At 66.8% G+C, this 19,951-nt stretch carries 15 protein-coding genes; 10 read left to right on the forward strand and 5 right to left on the reverse strand.

Annotated elements, in window-relative coordinates; genetic code table 11:
- Positions 1-36: 36 nt before the first annotated feature.
- From ABIE08_RS13365 to ABIE08_RS13390, 6 genes are all read left to right on the forward strand, one after another.
- The gene (locus ABIE08_RS13365; RefSeq protein WP_354551773.1) at positions 37-1,398 is read left to right on the forward strand and encodes an aspartate aminotransferase family protein; all 1,362 of its coding nucleotides are present in this window, start codon (positions 37-39) and stop codon (positions 1,396-1,398) included.
- Between the two features lie 275 nt (positions 1,399-1,673).
- Complete coding sequence (locus tag ABIE08_RS13370) at positions 1,674-2,504, forward strand: transporter substrate-binding domain-containing protein (RefSeq protein ID WP_436409566.1); 831 nt, start codon at positions 1,674-1,676, stop codon at positions 2,502-2,504.
- 18 nt (positions 2,505-2,522) lie between these two features.
- Positions 2,523-3,182, forward strand: coding sequence for an amino acid ABC transporter permease (locus ABIE08_RS13375; RefSeq protein WP_354551774.1), 660 nt, complete (start codon positions 2,523-2,525; stop codon positions 3,180-3,182).
- A gap of 18 nt (positions 3,183-3,200) precedes the next feature.
- Positions 3,201-3,857 (forward strand): amino acid ABC transporter permease, encoded by a 657-nt coding sequence (locus ABIE08_RS13380; protein WP_354551776.1) that lies wholly within the window; start codon positions 3,201-3,203, stop codon positions 3,855-3,857.
- Positions 3,854-4,636: an amino acid ABC transporter ATP-binding protein gene (locus ABIE08_RS13385; RefSeq protein WP_354551777.1), complete on the forward strand. Its 783-nt coding sequence runs from the start codon at positions 3,854-3,856 to the stop codon at positions 4,634-4,636. Before ABIE08_RS13380 ends, ABIE08_RS13385 begins: the two co-directional genes overlap by 4 nt.
- A 184-nt stretch (positions 4,637-4,820) precedes the next feature.
- On the forward strand, positions 4,821-5,687 hold the full coding sequence (locus tag ABIE08_RS13390; RefSeq protein ID WP_354551778.1) for an NAD(P)-dependent oxidoreductase: 867 nt from the start codon (positions 4,821-4,823) through the stop codon (positions 5,685-5,687).
- Between the two features lie 241 nt (positions 5,688-5,928).
- Here ABIE08_RS13390 and ABIE08_RS13395 read toward each other — a convergent pair whose 3' ends face one another.
- Positions 5,929-7,353, reverse strand: a complete 1,425-nt coding sequence (locus tag ABIE08_RS13395; protein ID WP_354551780.1) for a mannose-1-phosphate guanylyltransferase/mannose-6-phosphate isomerase — start codon at positions 7,351-7,353, stop codon at positions 5,929-5,931.
- A gap of 134 nt (positions 7,354-7,487) precedes the next feature.
- Positions 7,488-9,698, reverse strand: a complete 2,211-nt coding sequence (locus ABIE08_RS13400; RefSeq protein ID WP_354551781.1) for a GumC family protein — start codon at positions 9,696-9,698, stop codon at positions 7,488-7,490.
- A 212-nt stretch (positions 9,699-9,910) separates the two neighbouring features.
- Between ABIE08_RS13400 and ABIE08_RS13405 the strand changes: the two genes are divergently transcribed.
- The gene (locus ABIE08_RS13405) at positions 9,911-11,971 is read left to right on the forward strand and encodes an ATP-dependent helicase (protein WP_354551782.1); all 2,061 of its coding nucleotides are present in this window, start codon (positions 9,911-9,913) and stop codon (positions 11,969-11,971) included.
- A 52-nt stretch (positions 11,972-12,023) separates the two neighbouring features.
- Here the strand turns inward: ABIE08_RS13405 and ABIE08_RS13410 are convergent, their stop codons facing one another.
- Together ABIE08_RS13410 and ABIE08_RS13415 are read right to left on the reverse strand one after the other, a co-directional pair.
- Entirely contained in the window at positions 12,024-12,398 is a 375-nt protein-coding gene (locus ABIE08_RS13410) for a VOC family protein (RefSeq protein ID WP_354551783.1), read from the reverse strand.
- A gap of 52 nt (positions 12,399-12,450) precedes the next feature.
- On the reverse strand, positions 12,451-13,149 hold the full coding sequence (locus ABIE08_RS13415; RefSeq protein ID WP_354551785.1) for a helix-turn-helix transcriptional regulator: 699 nt from the start codon (positions 13,147-13,149) through the stop codon (positions 12,451-12,453).
- A 252-nt stretch (positions 13,150-13,401) separates the two neighbouring features.
- Here ABIE08_RS13415 and ABIE08_RS13420 point away from each other — a divergent pair, with 252 nt between their 5' ends.
- The 3 genes from ABIE08_RS13420 to ABIE08_RS13430 all read left to right on the forward strand — a co-directional run bounded on the left by ABIE08_RS13420 (position 13,402) and on the right by ABIE08_RS13430 (position 19,100).
- Entirely contained in the window at positions 13,402-14,235 is an 834-nt protein-coding gene (locus tag ABIE08_RS13420) for an ImuA family protein (protein WP_354551786.1), read from the forward strand.
- On the forward strand, positions 14,126-15,691 hold the full coding sequence (locus ABIE08_RS13425) for a Y-family DNA polymerase (protein WP_354551787.1): 1,566 nt from the start codon (positions 14,126-14,128) through the stop codon (positions 15,689-15,691). The genes ABIE08_RS13420 and ABIE08_RS13425 overlap by 110 nt, the downstream gene beginning before the upstream one ends.
- 148 nt (positions 15,692-15,839) lie before the next feature.
- Positions 15,840-19,100, forward strand: coding sequence for an error-prone DNA polymerase (locus tag ABIE08_RS13430; protein WP_354551789.1), 3,261 nt, complete (start codon positions 15,840-15,842; stop codon positions 19,098-19,100).
- A 357-nt stretch (positions 19,101-19,457) separates the two neighbouring features.
- Here the strand turns inward: ABIE08_RS13430 and ABIE08_RS13435 are convergent, their stop codons facing one another.
- Positions 19,458-19,766, reverse strand: a complete 309-nt coding sequence (locus ABIE08_RS13435) for a Dabb family protein (protein ID WP_354551790.1) — start codon at positions 19,764-19,766, stop codon at positions 19,458-19,460.
- Between the last annotated feature and the right edge of the window lie 185 nt (positions 19,767-19,951).

A 19,951-nucleotide genomic window follows, 5' to 3' on the forward strand; every position in this document is an offset into this window, starting at 1 on the left:
GCTTGGTGCTGGGCATACCAAGCAGAGGAGCTAGCGTTGACCATCCACAACCAGGCGGCCAGCACGTCCACCGAAACCGCCCAGTCGTCCAAGCCGTTGACCTTCGAGCGTTCCGCGGAGGAAATCCGCCGCAATGCCCAGTGGATCGCCGGTGGCGTCAACAGCAACTTCCGCCTGAACATCTCGCCGACGCCGCTCGTCTTCGAGAAGGCGGAAGGCCCCTATCTGTTCGATGTCGATGGCAACAAGCTCATCGACTACTACCTCGGCATGGGGCCGATGATCCTCGGCCACAATCCGAAGGCGCTCACCGACGCCGTCACCGAGCAGATGCAGCACGGCATCCTGTTCGGCGGCCAGTCGAAGGTCGAAGTCGAGGCCGCGCGCCTTGTCTGCGAGATGGTCCCCAGCGCCGAGCGCATGCGCTTCGCCTCGTCCGGTTCGGAAGCCGACCAGGCCGCGCTGCGGCTGGCGCGTGCCGCCACCGGCCGCCAGGTCATCATCAAGTTCGAAGGCCATTATCACGGCTGGTTCGACAATGTGCTGTGGTCGACCGCGCCGCCGCTCGACGCCGCCGGCCCGGCCGACAAGCCCGTGCCCTTCGCCGGCAGCAAGGGCCAGCTGCCGCAATCGGTCGAGGGCCTCGAAGTCCTGCCCTGGAACGATCTCGCGCTGCTGCAGCAGCGTCTCGCCAAGGGCGACGTCGCCGGCGTGATCATGGAAGCGACGATGTGCAATGCCGGCGCCATTCATCCGGCGCCCGGCTATCTCGAAGGCGTGCGCGAGGCCTGCACCAAGGCCGGCACGATCCTGATCTTCGACGAGGTGATCACCGGCTTCCGCCTCGGCGCCGGCGGCGCGCAGGCGCATTTCGGCGTCAAGCCCGACCTCTCCACCTTCGGCAAGGCGATCGCCAACGGATTCCCGGTCGCGGCCATCGCGGGCCGCGCCGACCTGCTCGACATGTTCGTGTCCGGCGGCGTCGTGCATGGCGGCACCTACAACTCACAGCCGCTGTCGATGGCGGCGACCGTCGCGACCCTGAAGTCGCTGACGCCGGAGCTCTATGCCACGATCGGCCGCAACGGCACGCGGCTGATGGAAGGCATGCGCGCCGTGTTCGACAAGGCCGGCGTCAAGGCGGTCGTCACCGGCTATCCGCAAATCTTCCACGTCGCCTTCGGCCTCGATGCGCCGGCGCGCGACTATCGCGATCTCGCCCGCTCCGACAAGAAGGCCTATGTCGCCTTCACCACGGCGCTGCTGCAGCGCGGCGTTCGCGCGCTCGAACGCGGCGCCTGGTTCCTCTCGGTGACGCATGACGAGGCCGTTATCGACGCCACCCTGGCGGCCGTCGACGGCGCTGTGGGCGAGCTGAAGGGCCGCGGTATCCTTTAGGTTGTAAAGCGCGGCGGTCGGGAAAAATTCCACCACGTGAAACGATGCCGTCTTGCTTTGCGTCCATCCGCAGGGGACGTTGTGCGCCGCAGCTTCGAAACTGCGGCGCAGAGAAACGGCGCCAAGCCGTGCCCGCGCCAGCAAAATCGAGAGTGAAATTTTGGGTAGGTGAAGTTTAATTCGCCACGCAATCTTATCCAATCGCCGCGCGACAGGGAAAGTCTTCGGATTTGTCGCGCTGCCTGACAAAGGGGAATAATATGCGCTCTACTGCATTGAAGGTTGCGGCGGGTCTTGGTGCCCTTTCGCTGGCGATGTCTTTCACGCAGGTGGCTTCCGCCGCCGGCAAGCTCCAGGACGTGCTGAGCCGAGGCAAGCTGGTCGTCGGCACCGGCAGCACCAATCCGCCCTGGCATTTCCGCGATGAAGCGGGCGAACTGGTCGGCTTCGACATCGACGTCGCCAAGATCATCGCCAAGGGCCTGTTCGACGACGACACCAAGATCGAGTTCGTGAACCAGGCGTCCGACGCCCGCATCCCGAACATCGTCACCGACAAGGTCGACATCAGCTGCCAGTTCATCACCGTGACGGCCGCCCGCGCCCAGCAGGTCGCCTTCACCGTTCCCTATTATCGCGAGGGCGTCAGCCTGATGATGGTGGCCGGCGGCAAGTATCCCGACTATGCCGCGCTCAAGGCTGCCGGCAATGCCGTGACCGTCTCGGTGCTGCAGAACGTCTTCGCCGAGGGCATGGTCAAGGCCGCGCTGCCCGACGCCAAGGTCGATCAGTTCGAGAGCGTCGACCTGATGTACCAGGCGTTGAACTCCGGCCGTGCCGACGCCGCGGCGACCGACACGTCGTCGCTCGCCTACTATATGAAGCAGAATGAGGGTCGCTACGTCGACTCCGGCTTCAGCTGGAACCCGCAGACCTATGCCTGCATCGTCAAGCAGGGCGATCCGGACTGGCTGAACTTCGTCAATGTCGCGCTGCGCGAGTCGATGACCGGCACGACCTTCCCGATGTACAAGAAGGCGTATGAGCATTGGTTCGGCACGTCGCCGTCCGAGCCGACGATCGGCTTCCCGGCTGAATTCCGCTAGTCGGGGACCGCTTCCACCGTGAACTACACGCTGCACTTCGGTGCCGTCTGGGCGAGCTTCGACCATCTTCTGGCCGGGCTCGCCATCGGACTGGCTCTTGCCGTCGCCGCCGTGGCGGTCGGCACCGTCCTCGGGCTGCTTTCGGCCTTTGCCAGCGTGTCGAAATCACGCGTGCTGCGCGGGATCAGCGGGACTTATGTCCTGCTGATCCGCAACATTCCGCTGCTGGTTCTGGTGCTGCTGGTCTATTTCGCCCTGCCGGCAACCGGGATCCGGCTCGACAAATATGAAAGCTTCATTGGCTCGCTGGCGCTCTATGCCGGCGCCTATCTGACCGAGGTGTTCCGCGCCGGGCTGCTTTCGGTGCCGAAGGGCATCGTCGAGGCGGGAAGGGCGATCGGCCTGACGCGGATGCAGACCAATCTGTCGGTCGTCATGCCGGTGATGCTGCGCAACTCGCTGCCCTCGCTCGGCAACACCTTCATCGGCATGTTCAAGGACAGCTCGATCGCCGCGGCGATCGCCATTCCCGAGCTGACCTTCGAAGCCCGCAAGATCAATGTCGACACATTCCGTGTGGTCGAGACCTGGACCGTCGCGAGCGGCCTCTACATCGCCGCCTGCTTCACGATCGCCGCCTTGCTGCGAAGGCTCGAGCGCCGCTTCCCCAAATTCTGATCGGGTCACACCTATCCAATGGACGCTTTTCTCGCCCAGCTCTGGATCGCCCGATGGCCGATATTCGACGGCTTCCTGATGACATTACGCATTTCGGTCGGAGCGATCGTGTTCGGCACGATCCTCGGCTGCATCGTCGGCATCCAGCTCGTCTTCGCGCCGCTCTGGCTCCGTCTTCCGTTCCGCGCCTATGTCGATATCATGCGCGGCACGCCGCTCCTGGTCCTCATCCTCGCCGCCTTCTACATCCCGGCCGTGCTGGGGCTATCGCTGTCGGCGGCGCAGGCCGGCACGCTGGCGCTCGGCCTGTTCGCCGGCGCCCATATTGGCGAGCTGCTGCGCGGTTCGCTGCAGGCGATCCCGCCCGGCCAGATCGAGGCGGGTCGTTCCATCGGCCTCACCTTCCCGCAGATCCTCGCCAACGTGCTGCTGCCGCAGGCGCTCCGCACGTCGTTGCCGCCCTGGATCAACACCGGCGTCGAGCTGATCAAGGGCTCCAGCCTGCTCTCGATGATCGGAGTCGGCGAACTGCTGCTGAAGACGCAGGAAGTGATCGGCCGCAATTTCATGACCATTCAATTCTACGTCTTCGCCGGCGTCCTCTATCTGGTGGTGAATATCGCCCTGGACCTGCTCGGCAAGTCGATGGAACGCCGCCTCGGAGCCCGCCAATGACCACGACAGACACCGCGCGACCGCTGCTCGACATTCGCGGGCTCCGGAAGAACTTCGGCGCCGTGGAAATCCTCAAGGGCGTTGATCTCAGCCTCCGTCCGAAGGACGTCGTCTCGATCATCGGTTCGAGCGGGTCCGGCAAGACGACGCTGCTTCGCTGCGTCAACCTGCTGGAGGAATTCCAGGGCGGCGACATCATCCTCGATGGCGAGACGATCGGCTACAAGACGATCGGCGGCAAGCGGGTTCGGCTCCGCGACGCCGAACTGTCGCGCCAACGCGCCATGACCGGCATGGTGTTCCAGAGCTTCAACCTGTTTCCGCACCTGACCGCCGCCGGCAACGTCATGCTGGGCCTGCGCAAGGTGAAGAAGCTCGGCAAGGAGGAAGCCTTTGTCATCGCGGAGAAATGGCTGAACCGGGTCGGGCTCGGCGCGCGGCTCGAGCATTATCCGAGCCAGCTTTCTGGTGGCCAGCAACAGCGCGTCGCGATCGCCCGCGCGCTGGCGATGAACCCCAAGCTGGTGCTGCTCGACGAGGTGACCTCGGCGCTGGATCCAGAACTGGTGCAGGAAGTGCTGACCACCATCAAGAGCATCGCCGATGATGGCGCGACCCTGCTGATCGTCACGCATGAGATGCGGTTCGCCCGCGAGGTCTCCAGCCGCATCGTCTTCATGGAGCAGGGCCGGATCGCTGAGGAAGGCACGCCTGCGGAGATCTTCGGCGAGGGTCGCAGCCAGCGTCTCAACGAGTTCCTGAAGAGCTCGCGCCACTGAACGGCGCGGCGCCGGACACCTATGAGAAGGAAGGAAGCGGGCGGCTCTCACCGGCGCCCGCTTTTTTCATGGGGCAGGGCGGTGTCTCGGCCGAGGCGGGGTGTCAGGAAGCGGGTGCCATGTTAGGCCTGTGCCAGGGCGTCGCGGATCGATGCCGGCAGGATTGAATTGGACGGAGATCGAGATGACGAAGGTAGCGTTCCTGGGCCTCGGCGTGATGGGCTATCCGATGGCGCGGCATCTGCAGGCGAAGGGCCACGAGGTCACCGTCTACAACCGCAATGCCGCCAAGTCCGCGAAGTGGGTCTCCGAATTTGGCGGTCGCGCCGCCGCGACCCCGAAGGAAGCTGCCGGGGGGCAGGACATCGTCTTCGCCTGCGTCGGCAATGACGACGATCTGCGCTCGGTCACCATCGGGCCGGACGGCGCCTTTGCCGGGCTTGGCCAGGGCGCCGTCTTTGTCGATCACACCACCGCTTCCGCCGAGGTGGCGCGCGAACTGCACACCGAGGCCGAGAGCCGCGGCTTCGCCTTCATCGATGCGCCCGTTTCCGGCGGCCAGGCGGGTGCGGAGAACGGCCTGCTGACGGTGATGTGCGGCGGCGACGCCGAGCCTTTCGCCCGCGTCGAGCCGGTGATCGCCAGCTACGCCCGCGCCTGCCGCCTGCTCGGACCCGTGGGCTCCGGCCAACTCGCCAAGATGATGAACCAGATCTGCATCGCCGGCATCGTCCAGGGCCTGGCCGAGGCGCTGCATTTCGGCAAGCGCGCCGGCCTCGACGTCGAGGCCGTGGTCGAGGTGATCTCGAAGGGCGCGGCGCAGTCCTGGCAGATGGAGAACCGCTACAAGTCGATGAATGCCGGCCAGTTCGAGTTCGGCTTCGCGGTCGACTGGATGCGCAAGGATCTCGGCATCTGCCTCGATGAGGCGCGCAACAACGGCGCGAAGCTGCCGCTGACCGCGCTGGTCGACCAGTTCTACGCCGACGTCCAGGCCATGGGCGGCAACCGCTGGGACACGTCGAGCCTCATCGCCCGGCTGGAAAAGTAGGGGCCTTTTTGGGCCCGCGCTCCCGCCAACGCCCAACCTCCGCCCTCATCCTCGCGAAGGCGAGGACCCATCCAGCCGTGAACTTGGGCGTTTGGCACGGCTGGCAACCCTGCTGAATGGATCCCGGGTCTCCGCCCGGGATGACGGCAAGGTGGGGGAGCGCGGGGGCGTCTCCGTTCCCAGGCTATGGTGGGTAGGCGTGGTGGTCCACGCTTCCGGCCATGCGGGCGTTTGGCGCCCCTCACACCCTCGCGTAAATATCCTCGATGCGGACGATGTCGTCCTCGCCGAGATAGGAGCCGGTCTGGACCTCGATCAGTTCGAGCGGGATCAGGCCGGGGTTGGAAACGCGGTGGATCGCGCCGAGAGGCAGGTAGATCGACTCGTTCTCGTTCACTGTCTTGACGGTGTCGTTCAGCGTCACCTCGGCGGTTCCGCGCACGACGACCCAATGCTCGGCGCGATGGTGGTGCTTCTGCAGCGACAGCTTGGCGCCGGGCTCGACGACGATCTTCTTCACATGGAAGCGGTCGCCCCGGCAGATCGTCTGGTAGGTGCCCCAGGGCCGGTGGATCTTGATGTGCTCGTTGGCCTCGTGGCGCTTCTCCGCCTTGAGGCTGGCGACCAGATGCTTGACGTCCTGGGCCCGGTCGGACGGCATGATCAGGATCGCATCCTCGGAGGCGACGACGGTCATGTTGTCGAGGCCGATGCCGGTGATCAGCGGACCCTCGGAGTGGATGAAGGCGTTGTGGCTGTCGATCAGCGCGACGGGGCCGGACGTGACATTGCCATGTTCGCCGGCCTCGCGGCTGTCGCGCACGGCGTCCCAGCTGCCGATGTCGGACCAGCTGAAGCGGCCCTCGATGACGGCGGCGCGGTCGGTGCGCTCCAGCACGGCATAGTCGATCGATTTGGCCGGCATCGCCACGAAACTCTTCTCATCCAGGCGGATGAAGCCGATGTCCTCGATCGCGCCGGCGATCGTCTTCTCGGCGCCGGCGGCGATCTCCGGCTCGAACTTGGCGGCCTCGGACAGCATCAGCGCGGCCGGGAAGATGAAATTGCCGGAATTCCAGAGATAGCCGTCGGCGACATAGCGTTCCGCGGTCTCGCGGTCCGGCTTCTCGACAAAGGAGGTGACGGCGAAGGCGCCCGGCGTGCCAAGCGGCTTGCCCGGCTTGATATAGCCATAGCTGGTGCGCGGCTCGGTCGGCGTGATGCCGAAGGTGACGATATGGCCTTCCTCGGCGGCCGCGGCGGCGTCCAGGCAGGCCTGCTGGAACAGGGCCACGTCGGGCACCAGATGGTCTGCGGCCAGCGCCAGCACCAGGCAATCATCGCCATGGATCTTCTGCGCGTAGCGGGCGGCGACGATCAGCGCCGCCGCGGAATCGCGCCGTGCCGGCTCCAGGATGATGGTGACGTCGACGCCGATTTCCGCCGCCTGACGCCGGGCGAAGAAACGGAAGGCATCGGCGGTGATGATGATCGGGTCGGTGCCGCCGGCGCTCTTCGGCGGCACGCGCAGCAGCGTGTCCTGATAGAAGGTGCGATCGGAGCCGAGCGCCAAAAACTGCTTCGGCATGCTGTCGCGCGAGATCGGCCAGAGTCGTGTTCCCGATCCGCCCGCCAGAATAACCGGAACAATCTTCGAACCTGCCATAGTGATAGCCTCTCAAACGCAGCTTGCGCTTCATGCGCCTTTTGCCGGGGATGCCCCCTCGCTTTGCGGGGATGTTGCATGGCGGGGGTTACCAATTCAACGCGCGGGTCTCTCAGGAGTTCGGTTCGGACCCGTCAGTTTGGAACATTCTTTCCGAATGGTTGCGTCGGCGGAGCGATGCGGGCCGTTCGGAAAGCGCGGTGTCGGGGGCGGGCCGCGTGATTGAGCGCCAGCCAGAGATGTGCCGTGCCCCGCCCGCCGCGCGCCATCGCCCGGAGCGCGGCGCGGACATCGCGGGCCCGCGTCGCGGCCTCGACGACCAGGACGACATCGTCGACATGGCGCAGCCAGAGCAGCGTGTCGACGACGCCCAGTACGGGCGAACTGTCGATGACGATCTGGTCATAGGCAGGCCGCACCGTCTGCAGCCAGTTGCCGAGCCGGCCGGATTGCAGCAGCGCATCCACCCGGAGGCGCGCATCGCCGGGGCCGGCGGCGACGGTGAGATGCGGCGTCACGTCGTCGAACAGGAAGGCGTCGGCGGGCAGGACCGCGGCGATGCGTCCGGCCAGGTGATCGGCGAGGCCATGCCGGCGATCGCGATCCAGCGCGGCGTGAATGCCGGGCTCGCGCAGATTGCCATCGATCAGGAGGGTCTTGCGGCCGGACAGCGCGAAGGATCGCGCCAGCGCAATCGCGGTCAGCGTTGCGCCCTCGCCGGGGAGAGCCGCCGTCACCAGCGCCACGCGAGCGGTTCCCTGCGGTCGCGGAACCGACGGGGCGAGATCGAGCCCGAGGCGCAATCGGCGCACGCTTTCGGGATAAGGGCCGGCTGGATTGTCGAGGATTTCGCCCGCCGGCTTGTCGCCCGGGCGTCGCACCTCGATAGCGGGGAGGGAAGCGAGCACCGGCACGCCGGAGAACGCCTCGAGCGCGCTCTCGTCCGCGAAACCTCCAGAAAGGCTGTCGCGCAGGATGGCGGCCGATACGCCGAGCAGCAGGGAGAAAGCCATGGCGAGGCCTGCGATTAGCGGCGTGTCCGGATAGGTCGGGGTGGAGGGGGGCAGGGCTGCCGAAACGATCCGGCTGTCGGGAAGCTGCAGGTCGATTTCGGCCGTCGCGGTCGTCGAATTGGTCGTGAGCTTATCGACGACCAGGCGCAGCGCCGCTGCATCCCCCTCGACCTCGCGAAAATGCAGCACAAGGTCGGCCGGCACGTCGGGCCCCGTCAGCCGCTGGCTGAGGCGGTTGCGCAACTCGGCCTCGTTCTGCTGCGCCGTGCTCGCCTCGGCGGCGATCCGCGCGATCACCGCCTGGGCCTCCTTGTCGATCTGCCGGTCGAGTTGGGCGAGCCGGGTCTGCGTGTCGGCGCTGTCGGCGGGAGCGGGTCCCTGACGGATCGCCGCTGCCTGCGCCTGGAGCCGCACCATCCGCTCGGAGTTCAGTTCGGCGATCAGGGCGTCCCATTCGCGCTTGCGGGCGCGTTCGCGCGATCGGCCGGCGAGCGCGTCGTAGCGAAGGCGGTTCGCCTCCTGCTCTTTGATGGCGGAGCGGATTTCCCGCAGCTCGGCGCGAAGCTCGGCGTCTTCGATCTGGAGGATATTGTCGTCGAGGAAACTGTCGAGCTTGCGGTCGATCTCGCGCAGCGCGGCGCGCGCGCTTTCGAGCTGCTGGGCGAGCCGCTTCTGCATATCGGCCGCGAAATCGACCTTGGCGCGGATCTGCGCGTCGATATAGGCGGCGGCCAGCTGGTTGGCGATCCGCGCCGCCTTTTCGGGATCCCGGGAACGGGCCGCGACTTCGATGACATAGGTCGCCCCCCGCCGGGTGACCGTAATCGCCTGGCTCAGCCGCTTCAGCGTCAGCCGGGTCGCCTGTTCGGTCGACAGCGTGGCTGGCCCAAGGCCAAGCAGGCTTGCCAGACGTGCCCGCAAGCCTCGCTTCGGCGCGAATTCTGGGTCGCGAACCAGGTCCAGCGTGTTGACCACTGACAGCAGCACAGAGGGTGAGCGCAGGATCTCGACCTCGCTCTCGACCCGCGCCGCATCGGCCGGCCTGCCGCCTTCGGGCCGGTCCGCGTCGAGCATGCTGCGTTGCCAGGGATCGACGATGACCAGCGCGGAGGCCTTGTAGGCCGGCGTTGCCTGCCAGAGGAAAAGCGCGGCCAGCAGGTTGATGGCAATGACGACGCCGAGAAAAGTCCAAGCCTGCCGGCGCAGCAGGCGGAACAGCCGCCACGGATCGGGAGGCTCCGCGCGCGATGCGGCCCATGGCCCGGGGGGCGGCGGCGCAGGCGAGGCCTGGCCATCCTCCGAGGCGAGGCGCAGGCCCCTGCCGTCCGACATCCTGACTTCCCCCGTCGAAGCCGATCCGTTTCGCAGATGCTGGGCGCGGCGGTCCTGGATGCAGGAAGTCGGCCGCACAACCCAAGGTGACGTAACGGAAATGGCGAGTCAACACCGGCCCATGCGGCGGTCGTCCGCATTGCGAACAAAACGGGAAACATGCTCCAATCCGGGACGATCCCGCCCTTGATTCGACGGAACCACCCATTTCCATGACGGCTGCCCATCTCGCCCGGCTGAACGACGACCAGCGCCGCGCCGTCGAATTCGGGGTCACCACGCTCGAGCGTGGCCCGCTGCTGGTGATCGCCGGCGCCGGCTCCGGCAAGACCAACACGCTGGCGCACCGGGTTGCGCACCTGATCCTGAACGGCGCCGATCCGCGCCGCATCCTGCTGATGACCTTTTCGCGCCGCGCGGCGAGCGAGATGGCGAAGCGGGTCGAGCGCATCGCTGCGAGCGTGCTCGGCGCCAAGGGTGGCGTGCTGACCGATGCGCTCGCCTGGTCCGGTACGTTCCACGGCGTCGGCGCCAAAATCCTGCGCGAGCACGCGCAATGGATCGGCCTCGATCCTGCCTTCACGATCCATGACCGCGAGGATTCCGCGGATCTGATGAACCTGGTCCGGCACGAGCGCGGGCTCTCGAAGAAAGAAAGCCGGTTTCCCGCCAAGGGCACCTGCCTCGCCATCTATTCGCGCGTGGTCAATTCCGAGACGACGATCGACGAGGTACTGGTCCGGGTCTTCCCCTGGTGCGCCATGTGGAAAGACGAGTTGAAGGCGCTGTTCGCCGCTTACGTCGAGGCGAAACAGGCGCAGAACGTGCTCGATTACGACGATCTGCTGCTCTACTGGGCCTATCTGATGGCCGAGCCCTCGATCTCGGGCGAGATCGCCGCCCGCTTCGACCATGTCCTGGTCGATGAATACCAGGACACCAACCGGCTTCAGGCCTCCGTCCTGCTCGGTCTGAAGCCGAAGGGGGACGGGCTGACGGTGGTCGGCGACGACGCGCAGTCGATCTATTCGTTCCGCGCCGCGACCGTCCGCAACATCCTCGATTTCCCCGGCCATTTCTCGCCGGCCGCCGAGATCGTCACGCTGGAGCGCAATTACCGCTCGACCCAGCCGATCCTCGCCGCCGCCAATGGCGTGATCTCGCTGGCAACCGAGCGCTTCACCAAGAACCTCTGGACCGAACGCGAAAGCGGCGACAAGCCTCAACTGGTGACCGTGCGCGGCGAGGCCGAGCAGGCGCGCTATGTCGTCGAGACGGTGCTGGAGGCGCGCGAGCGCGGTGTGGCGCTCAAGGAACAGGCGGTGATGTTCCGCGCCTCGCATCACTCGGGCCCGCTCGAATTCGAGCTGACCCGGCGCAACATCCCCTTCGTCAAGTTTGGCGGGCTGAAGTTCCTCGACGCGGCGCATGTGAAGGATCTGCTCGCCGTCCTGCGCTTCGTGGAAAATCCGCGCGACCGCGTCGCGGGCTTTCGTGTCGCGCAATTACTGCCGGGCGTCGGGCCGGGCACAGCGGGCAAGATGCTGGAATCGATGGCCGGCGCCGTCGATCCGGTTGCGGCGCTGGCCGAGTTCAAGCCGCCCCAGAAGACGGCGGCCGACTGGCCGGCCTTTGTCGAGCTGGTGGGCCATCTGCGCCAGGCGAAATTGGGCTGGCCGGCCGAGATCGAGGCGGTGCGCAGCTGGTACGAACCGCATCTCGAGCGCATCCACGAGGACGCGACAGTGCGGCTGGCCGACCTTGTGCAGCTGGAGCAGATCGCCGCCGGCTTTGCCTCGCGCGAGCGCTTCTTGACCGAACTCACGCTCGATCCGCCGGACGCCACCAGCGGCGAGGCGGGCGTGCCGCTGCTCGACGAGGACTATTTGATCCTCTCGACCATCCATTCCGCCAAGGGGCAGGAGTGGAAATCGGTGTTCGTGCTCAACGTCGTCGATGGCTGCATGCCGATCGATCTCTCGACCGGCACGGCCGAGGAGATCGAGGAGGAACGGCGGCTGCTCTATGTCGCCATGACGCGCGCCAAGGACGAACTGCACCTCGTCATGCCGCAGCGCTTCTTCGTCACGCAGCAGACGCGCGGCGGCGACCGTCACATCTACGCGACCCGTACCCGCTTCATTCCTTCCGCCATCATCGGCCTGTTCCAGCAGGTGATCTGGCCTCCGGCGCCGAGCGAAGTGGCGGGAGCCGCCGCCATGCCGCGCGTCCCCGTCGACATAGCGGCCCGGATGCGGGGCATGTGGAAATAGGGAACGCCTCGCCTTTGAACCCTCCCTCGAGGGGTGGGTTCAAGCGACGACCTTACTCGTCCTGCAGGCAGACCCGCAGGCGGTGGCCGTCGGGGTCGAGGGCGACGAAGGTCGGGCCGAAATCGAGGACGGTCAAGGCCTGCTCGATCTGGAGCCCGCGCTGCTGCCAGTCGGCATAGAGCGCGTCGATCCTGTCCTTGTTCTCGACCATGAAGACGATCTCGCCATTGGCGCCGTTTGCCGCGGCGGTGGTGGCGGGGTTGGCCTGGGCGCGGCCCCAGAGGCCGAGCGTCAGGCCGTTGTCGAGCGGCAGCGCGGCGAAGTTGGGCGACAGGCTCGCGGCCGGATGGCCGAGCAGGTGACCATAAAAGGCGGCGCTGGCGGCCGTGTCGTTCACATAGAGCAGGATCATGTTCGGGGTCGTCATGGTGTTGCCTCCGTTGTCGATGGAGGCAGGTGTAGTCGAGCCTGCTGTCAGTTTATGGCAGCAGTGTCGGATGGCTGATGCCCTCGGCGATCTTCCATTCCTTCAGCAGCGCCTGCCGCCGGCGCGGGTAGCGCGTTTCCGTGACGACGAGATCGGCCATCCGCTCGGTTCGGAAATGGCGGAAATCCTCCCGTGTCTCGCACCAGGCGACGAGCACGCGCACCTTCTCGAAGAAGCCGAGTGCGAACGGCCAGACCGTACGCTGCGAAGCGGCGCCGACCGCGTCGACATAGGCGAAGGCAAGCTTGCGCTCGCCGCGGATCGCCGCGCGGATGGCGGCAAGGTCGACACCGGGCGTCTCGGTCGAACTGGCGCCGACCAGCAGCGTCGAACTGTCGAGATCCTCGCGCAGATCCGCGGGCAGAACGGCGGCGATCTTGGCCAGCGCATTGCTGGCGGCGAGCGCCAGCCGGGGATCGGCGCGTTTCGAAACCCAGCGCGAGCCCAGCACCATCGCCTCGATCTCGTCCTCGGAGAACATCAGCGGCGGCAGCATGAAGCCGGGCTTCAGGATATAGCCGATGCCGGCTTCGCCCTCGATCGACGCGCCCTGCGCCTGGAGCGTGGCGATGTCGCGATAGAGGGTGCGCAGGCTGATGCCGAGTTCCGTGGCCAGCACCTGGCCGCTCACTGGCCGGCGGTGACGGCGCAGGATCTGGATCAGGTCCAGCAGGCGTTGCGATCGCGACATGGGGCATCCCTTTCATCCCATGATGCCATAAACTGGCAGCATTGGCACGGCGATCCCCGGTCCTTCGCCTCTTCGTGACGCTCCAGGATCTCCCCCGCAGGCGATCGCCCCCTCCGGATGACGGTACCCGTTCTGATACGCGACAGGCTGGGTAGTTCGCTTGCCGCGCGATTGACTCTTGCCTGATTTGGAGTCGTATTGGATAGAACAAAACAGGAACAATGGCGATCGGATCGGATAGCGACGACCAGGATGGATACCGCAAGGACGACCCTTTCCGCATTGCGGCAGCGCATTGCCGCGCTGGAGACGACGGCCCGGCCCGCGCCGCCGGGCGAGGCTCTTTCGCCGAGGGCAACCGCGCGCGCGTCCCGGATCGCGCTCGACCGGGATGCGGTCGATGCCGCGCTGGGGGGTGGGCTGGCGCGCGGCGCGCTGCATGAGATCCATGCCGCTTCGGGCGCCGACACCATCGCGGCGTCGGGCTTTTCGCTGGCCCTGGCGCTGGCCGCGGCCCCCGCCGGGCGACCGATCGTCTGGGTGCGGCAGGATTATGCCGCCCGCGAGGGCGGCGACCTTCATGCCGATGGCCTGCAGGCGCTGGGTCTCGATCCCTCCGCGCTGATCCTGGTGCAGTTGCGGGATGCGCTGGCCGTCTTGCGCGCCGGCGGCGAGGCGGCCCGCTGCGGCGCGCTGGGCGCCGTGATCATCGAGCCCTGGGGCGAACCGAAGGCGCTCGACCTGACGACGCAGCGCCGCTTTTCGCTGGCGGCGGAGGCTTCGGGCGTCACCGTCCTGCTGCTGCGGCCGGGCGCGCGGCCGATGCCGGGCGGGGCGGAGACCCGCTGGCTCGTGCGTTCCGAACCGGCCGTGCCACTGGCGATGAACGCGCCGGGCCATCCGACCTTTGACCTGACCTTGTTGCGCCATCGCCACGGACCGCCCGGCGGACCCTGGCGGCTGGAGTGGAACCGCGATGAAAAACTCTTCAAGCGCCCGGCGCTATTGCGCGATCCGGCTGCCGTTCCTCGCATCGAACCGGCTCCGAAACCTGCCGAACGCGCCCCATTCCGGCTTGCCGGCTGAAGCGCCGCTGCTGATCGTCGAAAAGGCGAAGGGCGCGCTGGCTCTGGCCGCGCCGGACCCGGCGGCGTTGCGGCAGGGACTTGGCCCCGGCCTGACGCTGGCCGAGGCACGGGCGCGCATCGCCAATCTGGTGGTGGCCGAGCACGACCCCACCGCCGACGAGGCCTTGATGGAGCGGATCGCCGATTGGTGCGATCGCTATACGCCGCTGGTCGCCCGCCATGGCGAGCGCGGCCTGATGCTCGACATCACCGGCGTCGCCCATCTCTTCCAGGGCGAGGCGGCGCTGCTCGAGGACCTCCTGACGCGGCTTGCCGGCTTTGGCCTTACCGCCCATGGCGCGATCGCCGGCGCGCCGGCAACCGCCCGTGCGCTGGCGCGCGGCCGGGATCGCGTGATCGTGCCGCCGGGCCGCGAGGCGGAGGCGGTCCGGCCCCTGCCGATCACGGCGCTGGGGCTGGACGCCGCGCGGGTGCAGGCGCTGCGTCGGGCCGGGCTGAAGATCGTCGCCGATCTGATCGACCGGCCGCGCGCCCCGCTCGCCGCCCGCTTCGGCGCCGATTGCGTCGAACGGCTGGAACGGCTGGCCGGCATTGCCGAGCACCCGATTTCGCCGCGCCGGCCGGTTCCCGCGGCGCTGGCCGAACGCATCTTCTTCCAGCCGATCGCCCATCAGGACGATATCGCCGCCACGCTTGCCCGCCTCGCCGCCGATGTGGCCTCGCTGCTGGAGGCGCGCGGCGAGGGCGGCCGCCATTTCGAGGCGAGCTTCTATCGCGTCGACGGCGCCGTGCGGCGGATCGATGTTACGACCGCGCGGCCCAACCGGGCGCCGAAGGCAATCGCCAGACTGTTCCATGAGAAACTGGACGCGCTTTCCGATCCGCTCGACGCCGGCTTCGGCTTCGACCTGATCCGCCTCGGCGCCTTTCGCACCGAACCTTTCCTGGCCGCGCAATCGAGCCTCGAGGGGCATGCGCTTGACGACGAGGCGGTTGCCGATCTGGTCGATCGTCTTGGCGCCCGTTTCGGGCCCGAGCGGGTGCAGGGGTTCCTGCGGGAAGACACGCATATTCCCGAGCGGCGCACGCGGCGGGTGCCGGTCTTCGCCATGGGCGGCAATACGGCCCCCTGGCAGGACGAACTGGCGCCCGGCGACCCGCCGCTCCGGCCGCTCAGCCTGTTCGACCCGCCCGAGCCGGTCGAGGCGCTGGGCGAGGTGCCGGACGGGCCGCCGCTCAGCTTTCGCTGGCGCCGCGTGCTGCACCAGGTGGCGCGCGCCGAGGGACCGGAGCGGATCGCGCCGGAATGGTGGCGCGCCGGCGGCGATGGGCCCGACCGCGATTACTTCCGCGTCGAAGATCGCAATGGCGGCCGTTTCTGGCTCTACCGGGAAGGCTTTTATGCGGCCGACCGGCCGCAGCCGCGCTGGTTCCTGCATGGGCTGTTCGCATGAGGATCGGAGAAAGGCCCGCAGAGGCCGTCATCCCGGCGAAGGCCGGGATCCATCGGTTGGCGATCCTGCGATTGGGCCGGTGTTCCTGGGCCCCGGCCTTCGCCGGGGCGACGGGCCCGTGTGAACCCTATGCGTTCTGCGAGGCTGCATGAGCCCCTATGCCGAACTCGCCGTGATGTCGAATTTCTCCTTCCTGGAGGGCGGGTCGCATGCCTATGAGCTCATCGTCCAGGCGCATGCGCTGGGGCTGAAAGGCATCGGCATCGCCGACCGCAACACCTTTGCCGGCATCGTCCGGGCGCATGATGCGTGGTCCAGCGAGGACTATGGCAACACGCGGGCTGCCGGATTCCGCCTCGTCGTCGGCGTCCGGCTGGTGTTTCGCGATGGCACCCCGGATATCCTCGCCTATCCCGCGGATCTGGCCGCCTATAGTCGGCTTTGCCAGTTGCTGAGCCTTGGCAAGCGTCGCGCGCCGAAGGGCGAATGCCATCTCGATTTCGACGATCTGGCCGATCATGCAGAGGGCTCGCTCTTCATCCTGATGCCGCCCGCTCGGGTGCCGGGAGATTTTGGCGCGACGGCGCGAAAGCTCGCCGCTCTCGCGCCCGGCCGGGCGTGGATCGCCGCCGTGCTCTACCGCAAGGGCGACGACCGCCGCCGGCTCGCCGCCCTTGCGGAGCTTTCGCGGGAATGCCGGCTGCCGCTCATCGCCGTCAACGACGTGCTCTATCACGCGACCGAGCGGCGTCCGTTGCAGGACGTTTTGACCTGCATCCGCCACAAGACGACGATCGAGACGGCGGGGCGCTTGCTGGAGGCCAACGCCGAGCGGCATCTGAAGCCCGGCTTCGAGATGGCGCGGCTGTTTCGCGATTTTCCAAGCGCCATCGGCGAGACGATGCGCTTCCTGAAGCGCATCACCTTCACCCTCGACGAGATAAAATACGAATATCCGCATGAGGCCGTGCCGAAAGGCATGAGCCCGCAGGACTATCTCGAGATCCTGACCTGGCAGGGGGCGGAGCGTCATTATCCCCAGGGCATCCCCGCCGAGGTCCGAGCGACGCTCGCCAAGGAATTCGCACTGATCCGGGAGCGTAACTACGCCGCCTATTTCATCACCGTGCATGACATCGTCGTCTTCGCGCGCAGCGTCGGCATTCTCTGCCAGGGACGTGGGTCCGCCGCCAATTCCGCCGTCTGCTATTGCCTGGGTGTGACCTCGGTCGACCCGGTCCAGCATCAATTGCTGTTCGAGCGCTTCCTGTCGTCGGAGCGCGAGGAGCCGCCCGATATCGACGTCGATTTCGAGCATGAGCGGCGCGAAGAGGTGATCCAGTTTATCTATGAGCGCTATGGCCGCGACCGCGCCGCGATCTGCGCCACCGTCATTTCCTACCGGACGAAAAGCGCCATTCGCGAGGTCGGCAAGGCGCTGGGGCTTCCGGAGGATGTCATCGTTGCGCTCGGCGGCACGGTCTGGGGCGGCGGCTGGGGCTCGGACATCCAGAACAAGCACATCACCGATTCCGGCCTCGATCCGAAAAACCCGGAGATCGAGCGCGCGGTCAAGCTGGCCATGGAACTGCGCGGCTTTCCGCGCCACCTCTCGCAGCATGTCGGCGGTTTCGTGCTGACCGAGAGCCTCCTGAACGACCTCGTGCCGAGCGGCCCGGCGGCGATGAAGGATCGCAGCTTCATCGAATGGGACAAGGACGACATCGATACCGTCGACATGATGAAGGTCGATATCCTGGCCCTCGGCATGCTGACCTGCATCCGCAAGGCTTTCGACCTCATCGCGGAGGCGGGCGGAGAGCGTCACGAACTCCACACCTTGCCCTCCGAAGATCCGGCCGTTTACGACATGCTCTGCAAGGGCGACTCGATCGGCGTCTTCCAGGTCGAGAGCCGGGCGCAGATGAACATGCTGCCGCGCCTGCAGCCCCGCCGGTTCTACGATCTCGTCATCCAGGTGGCGATCGTCCGGCCGGGCCCGATCCAGGGCAATATGGTGCATCCCTATCTGAAGCGCCGCGCCGGCCTCGAAGAGCCGACCTATCCCTCGCCATCTTCGGAGCATGGCCATCCCGACGAGCTGAAGGAAGTTCTGTCGCGGACGCTGGGCGTGCCGATCTTCCAGGAACAGGCGATGAAGCTCGCCATGGTCGCGGCGAAATTCACCGGCGACGAGGCGAATGGCCTGCGCCGTGCCATGGCGACCTTCCGGCATAATGGCACCATCCACCAATATGAGGAGAAGATGGTCGGGCGCATGATCGCGCGCGGCTATGACCCCGCTTTCGCCAACAGTTGCTTCGAGCAGATCAAGGGCTTTGGCGAATATGGCTTTCCCGAAAGCCATGCCGCGAGCTTTGCCCGGCTCGTCTATGTCTCGGCCTGGATCAAGTGCCACCATCCGGCCGCCTTCGCCGCGGCGCTGCTGAATTCGCAGCCCATGGGCTTCTACGCCCCCGCGCAGATCGTGCGCGACGCCGCCGATCACGACGTGCCGATCCATCCCGTCGACATCAATGCGAGCTTTTGGGACAACACGCTGGAGCCGACCGAAAGGGGGCTGGCGCTGCGGCTCGGCTTTCGCCAGATCGACGGCTTTCGCAAGGATTGGGCGGAGATGATCGCGGCAAGGCGGGGCGAGGCCGGGTTCGCGGCGATGGACGATCTGGTCCGCCATACCGGGCTGGAGCGGCGGGCTTACGAAAAGCTTGCCGACGCCGATGCGCTGCGCTCTCTCGGGCTCGACCGGCGGCAGGGGCTCTGGGAAGTGCGCCGCCTGCCGAGTTCCGACATCCTGCCGCTCTTCGCCGCCGCCGATGCGGCCGAACTGGGCCGCGAGCAGGATATGCCGCTACCCGCCATGCCGCTTTCCGAGCATGTCGTTGCCGATTACCAGACGCTTCGCCTGTCGCTGAAGGCGCATCCGATGCGTTTCCTGCGCGAGCGCTATACGAGCGAGCGCATCCTGTCCGCCGCAGCGATGACGGCGCTGGCCGATGGCGCCTTCGCGCGGACGGCGGGCGTCGTTCTGGTCCGCCAGCGTCCCGGCAAGGGCAATGTCGTGTTCATGACGCTCGAGGACGAGACCGGCATCGTCAATGTCGTCGTCTGGACGCGGCTGTTCGACGAGTTCCGCCGCACCATCATCGGCGCCAAGCTGGTGCTGGTCGAGGGCAACATCCAGAAGAGCGCGGAAGGCATCGTCCATCTCGTGGCGAAGAAGCTGATCGACCGCACGGGCGACCTCGATCACCTCGACGAAGACCGTCGCCCGAACCTGGCTCTGTCGCGGGCCGACGAATTCGTCCACCCGCAACAGCCCCGCCACCCCGGCGGCAGCCACCCGCGCAACGTCCGCATCATCCCGAAATCGCGGGACTTTCACTGAGGGGCCCATGATGCTCTGCGCGGCATGCCGGCACCGTCTGGCAACCGGCCGGCATGCCATGCTCTCCACCCATCATCCTGAGGAGCCCCGAAGGGGCGTCTCGAAGGACGCAGGGTGCTCATGCCATCCGCTCGAAGCCTTGCAGCGAAGCCGTGCGTCCTTCGAGACGGCTTGCTGCGCAAGCCCCTCAGGATGATGGGGGACGGTATCCGGCAGGCTGCCCGTCACGAGCCTCCCAACGCCTCGGCTGAATGGATTCCGGATCTCCGCTTCGCTGAGTCCGGAATGAAGGCGAGAGCTAGATGGCGACGCGTTTAGCCTGGGAGGCCCAGGAACTATCCGAAACCTCGGCCGCGCTCAGTGCTCCAGATCGTAGACCAGGATCCCGTCGAGGCCGCCTTCGGCGGCGGCGACGATGGCGGCGCCGACCTTGGCGTGCTCTTCGTCAGCCAGATACTGGTCCCGCGCCGCGACATCGCGGAAGGTGACGATGAAGCCTTCGGAAAAGCCCTTGTCGAGCCCTTCCGGGCTCATGTTGTTGCCGACGATGATGTTGATCAGGCCGTCGATGCGCGGGCGCAGCGCCAGCAGCGCGTCGAGGATCGCCACCTTGGTCTTGGCGGTGGTGTCGGCGCGGTAATTGATGAAGACGCAGTGGGTGATCATGATTCTGGATTTCCTCCGTGGCCCGCAGGATAGGCGGTCGGAGGACAGGGCGTCACGCTGTTTCGAAGCCGCATGCCGCCAGAAGCAGCACCCTTGCCCAACCTCTCCCGCGCGCGGGCCAAGGCTCTGGCCCGAGGCGGCCAAAGGGTGAGGTCCAGGCGCCAGCCATGAACCGGAAGGTCGAT

It is taken from the genome of Kaistia defluvii, from assembly GCF_040548815.1.
GTDB classification, from domain to species: Bacteria; Pseudomonadota; Alphaproteobacteria; order Rhizobiales; family Kaistiaceae; genus Kaistia; species Kaistia defluvii_A.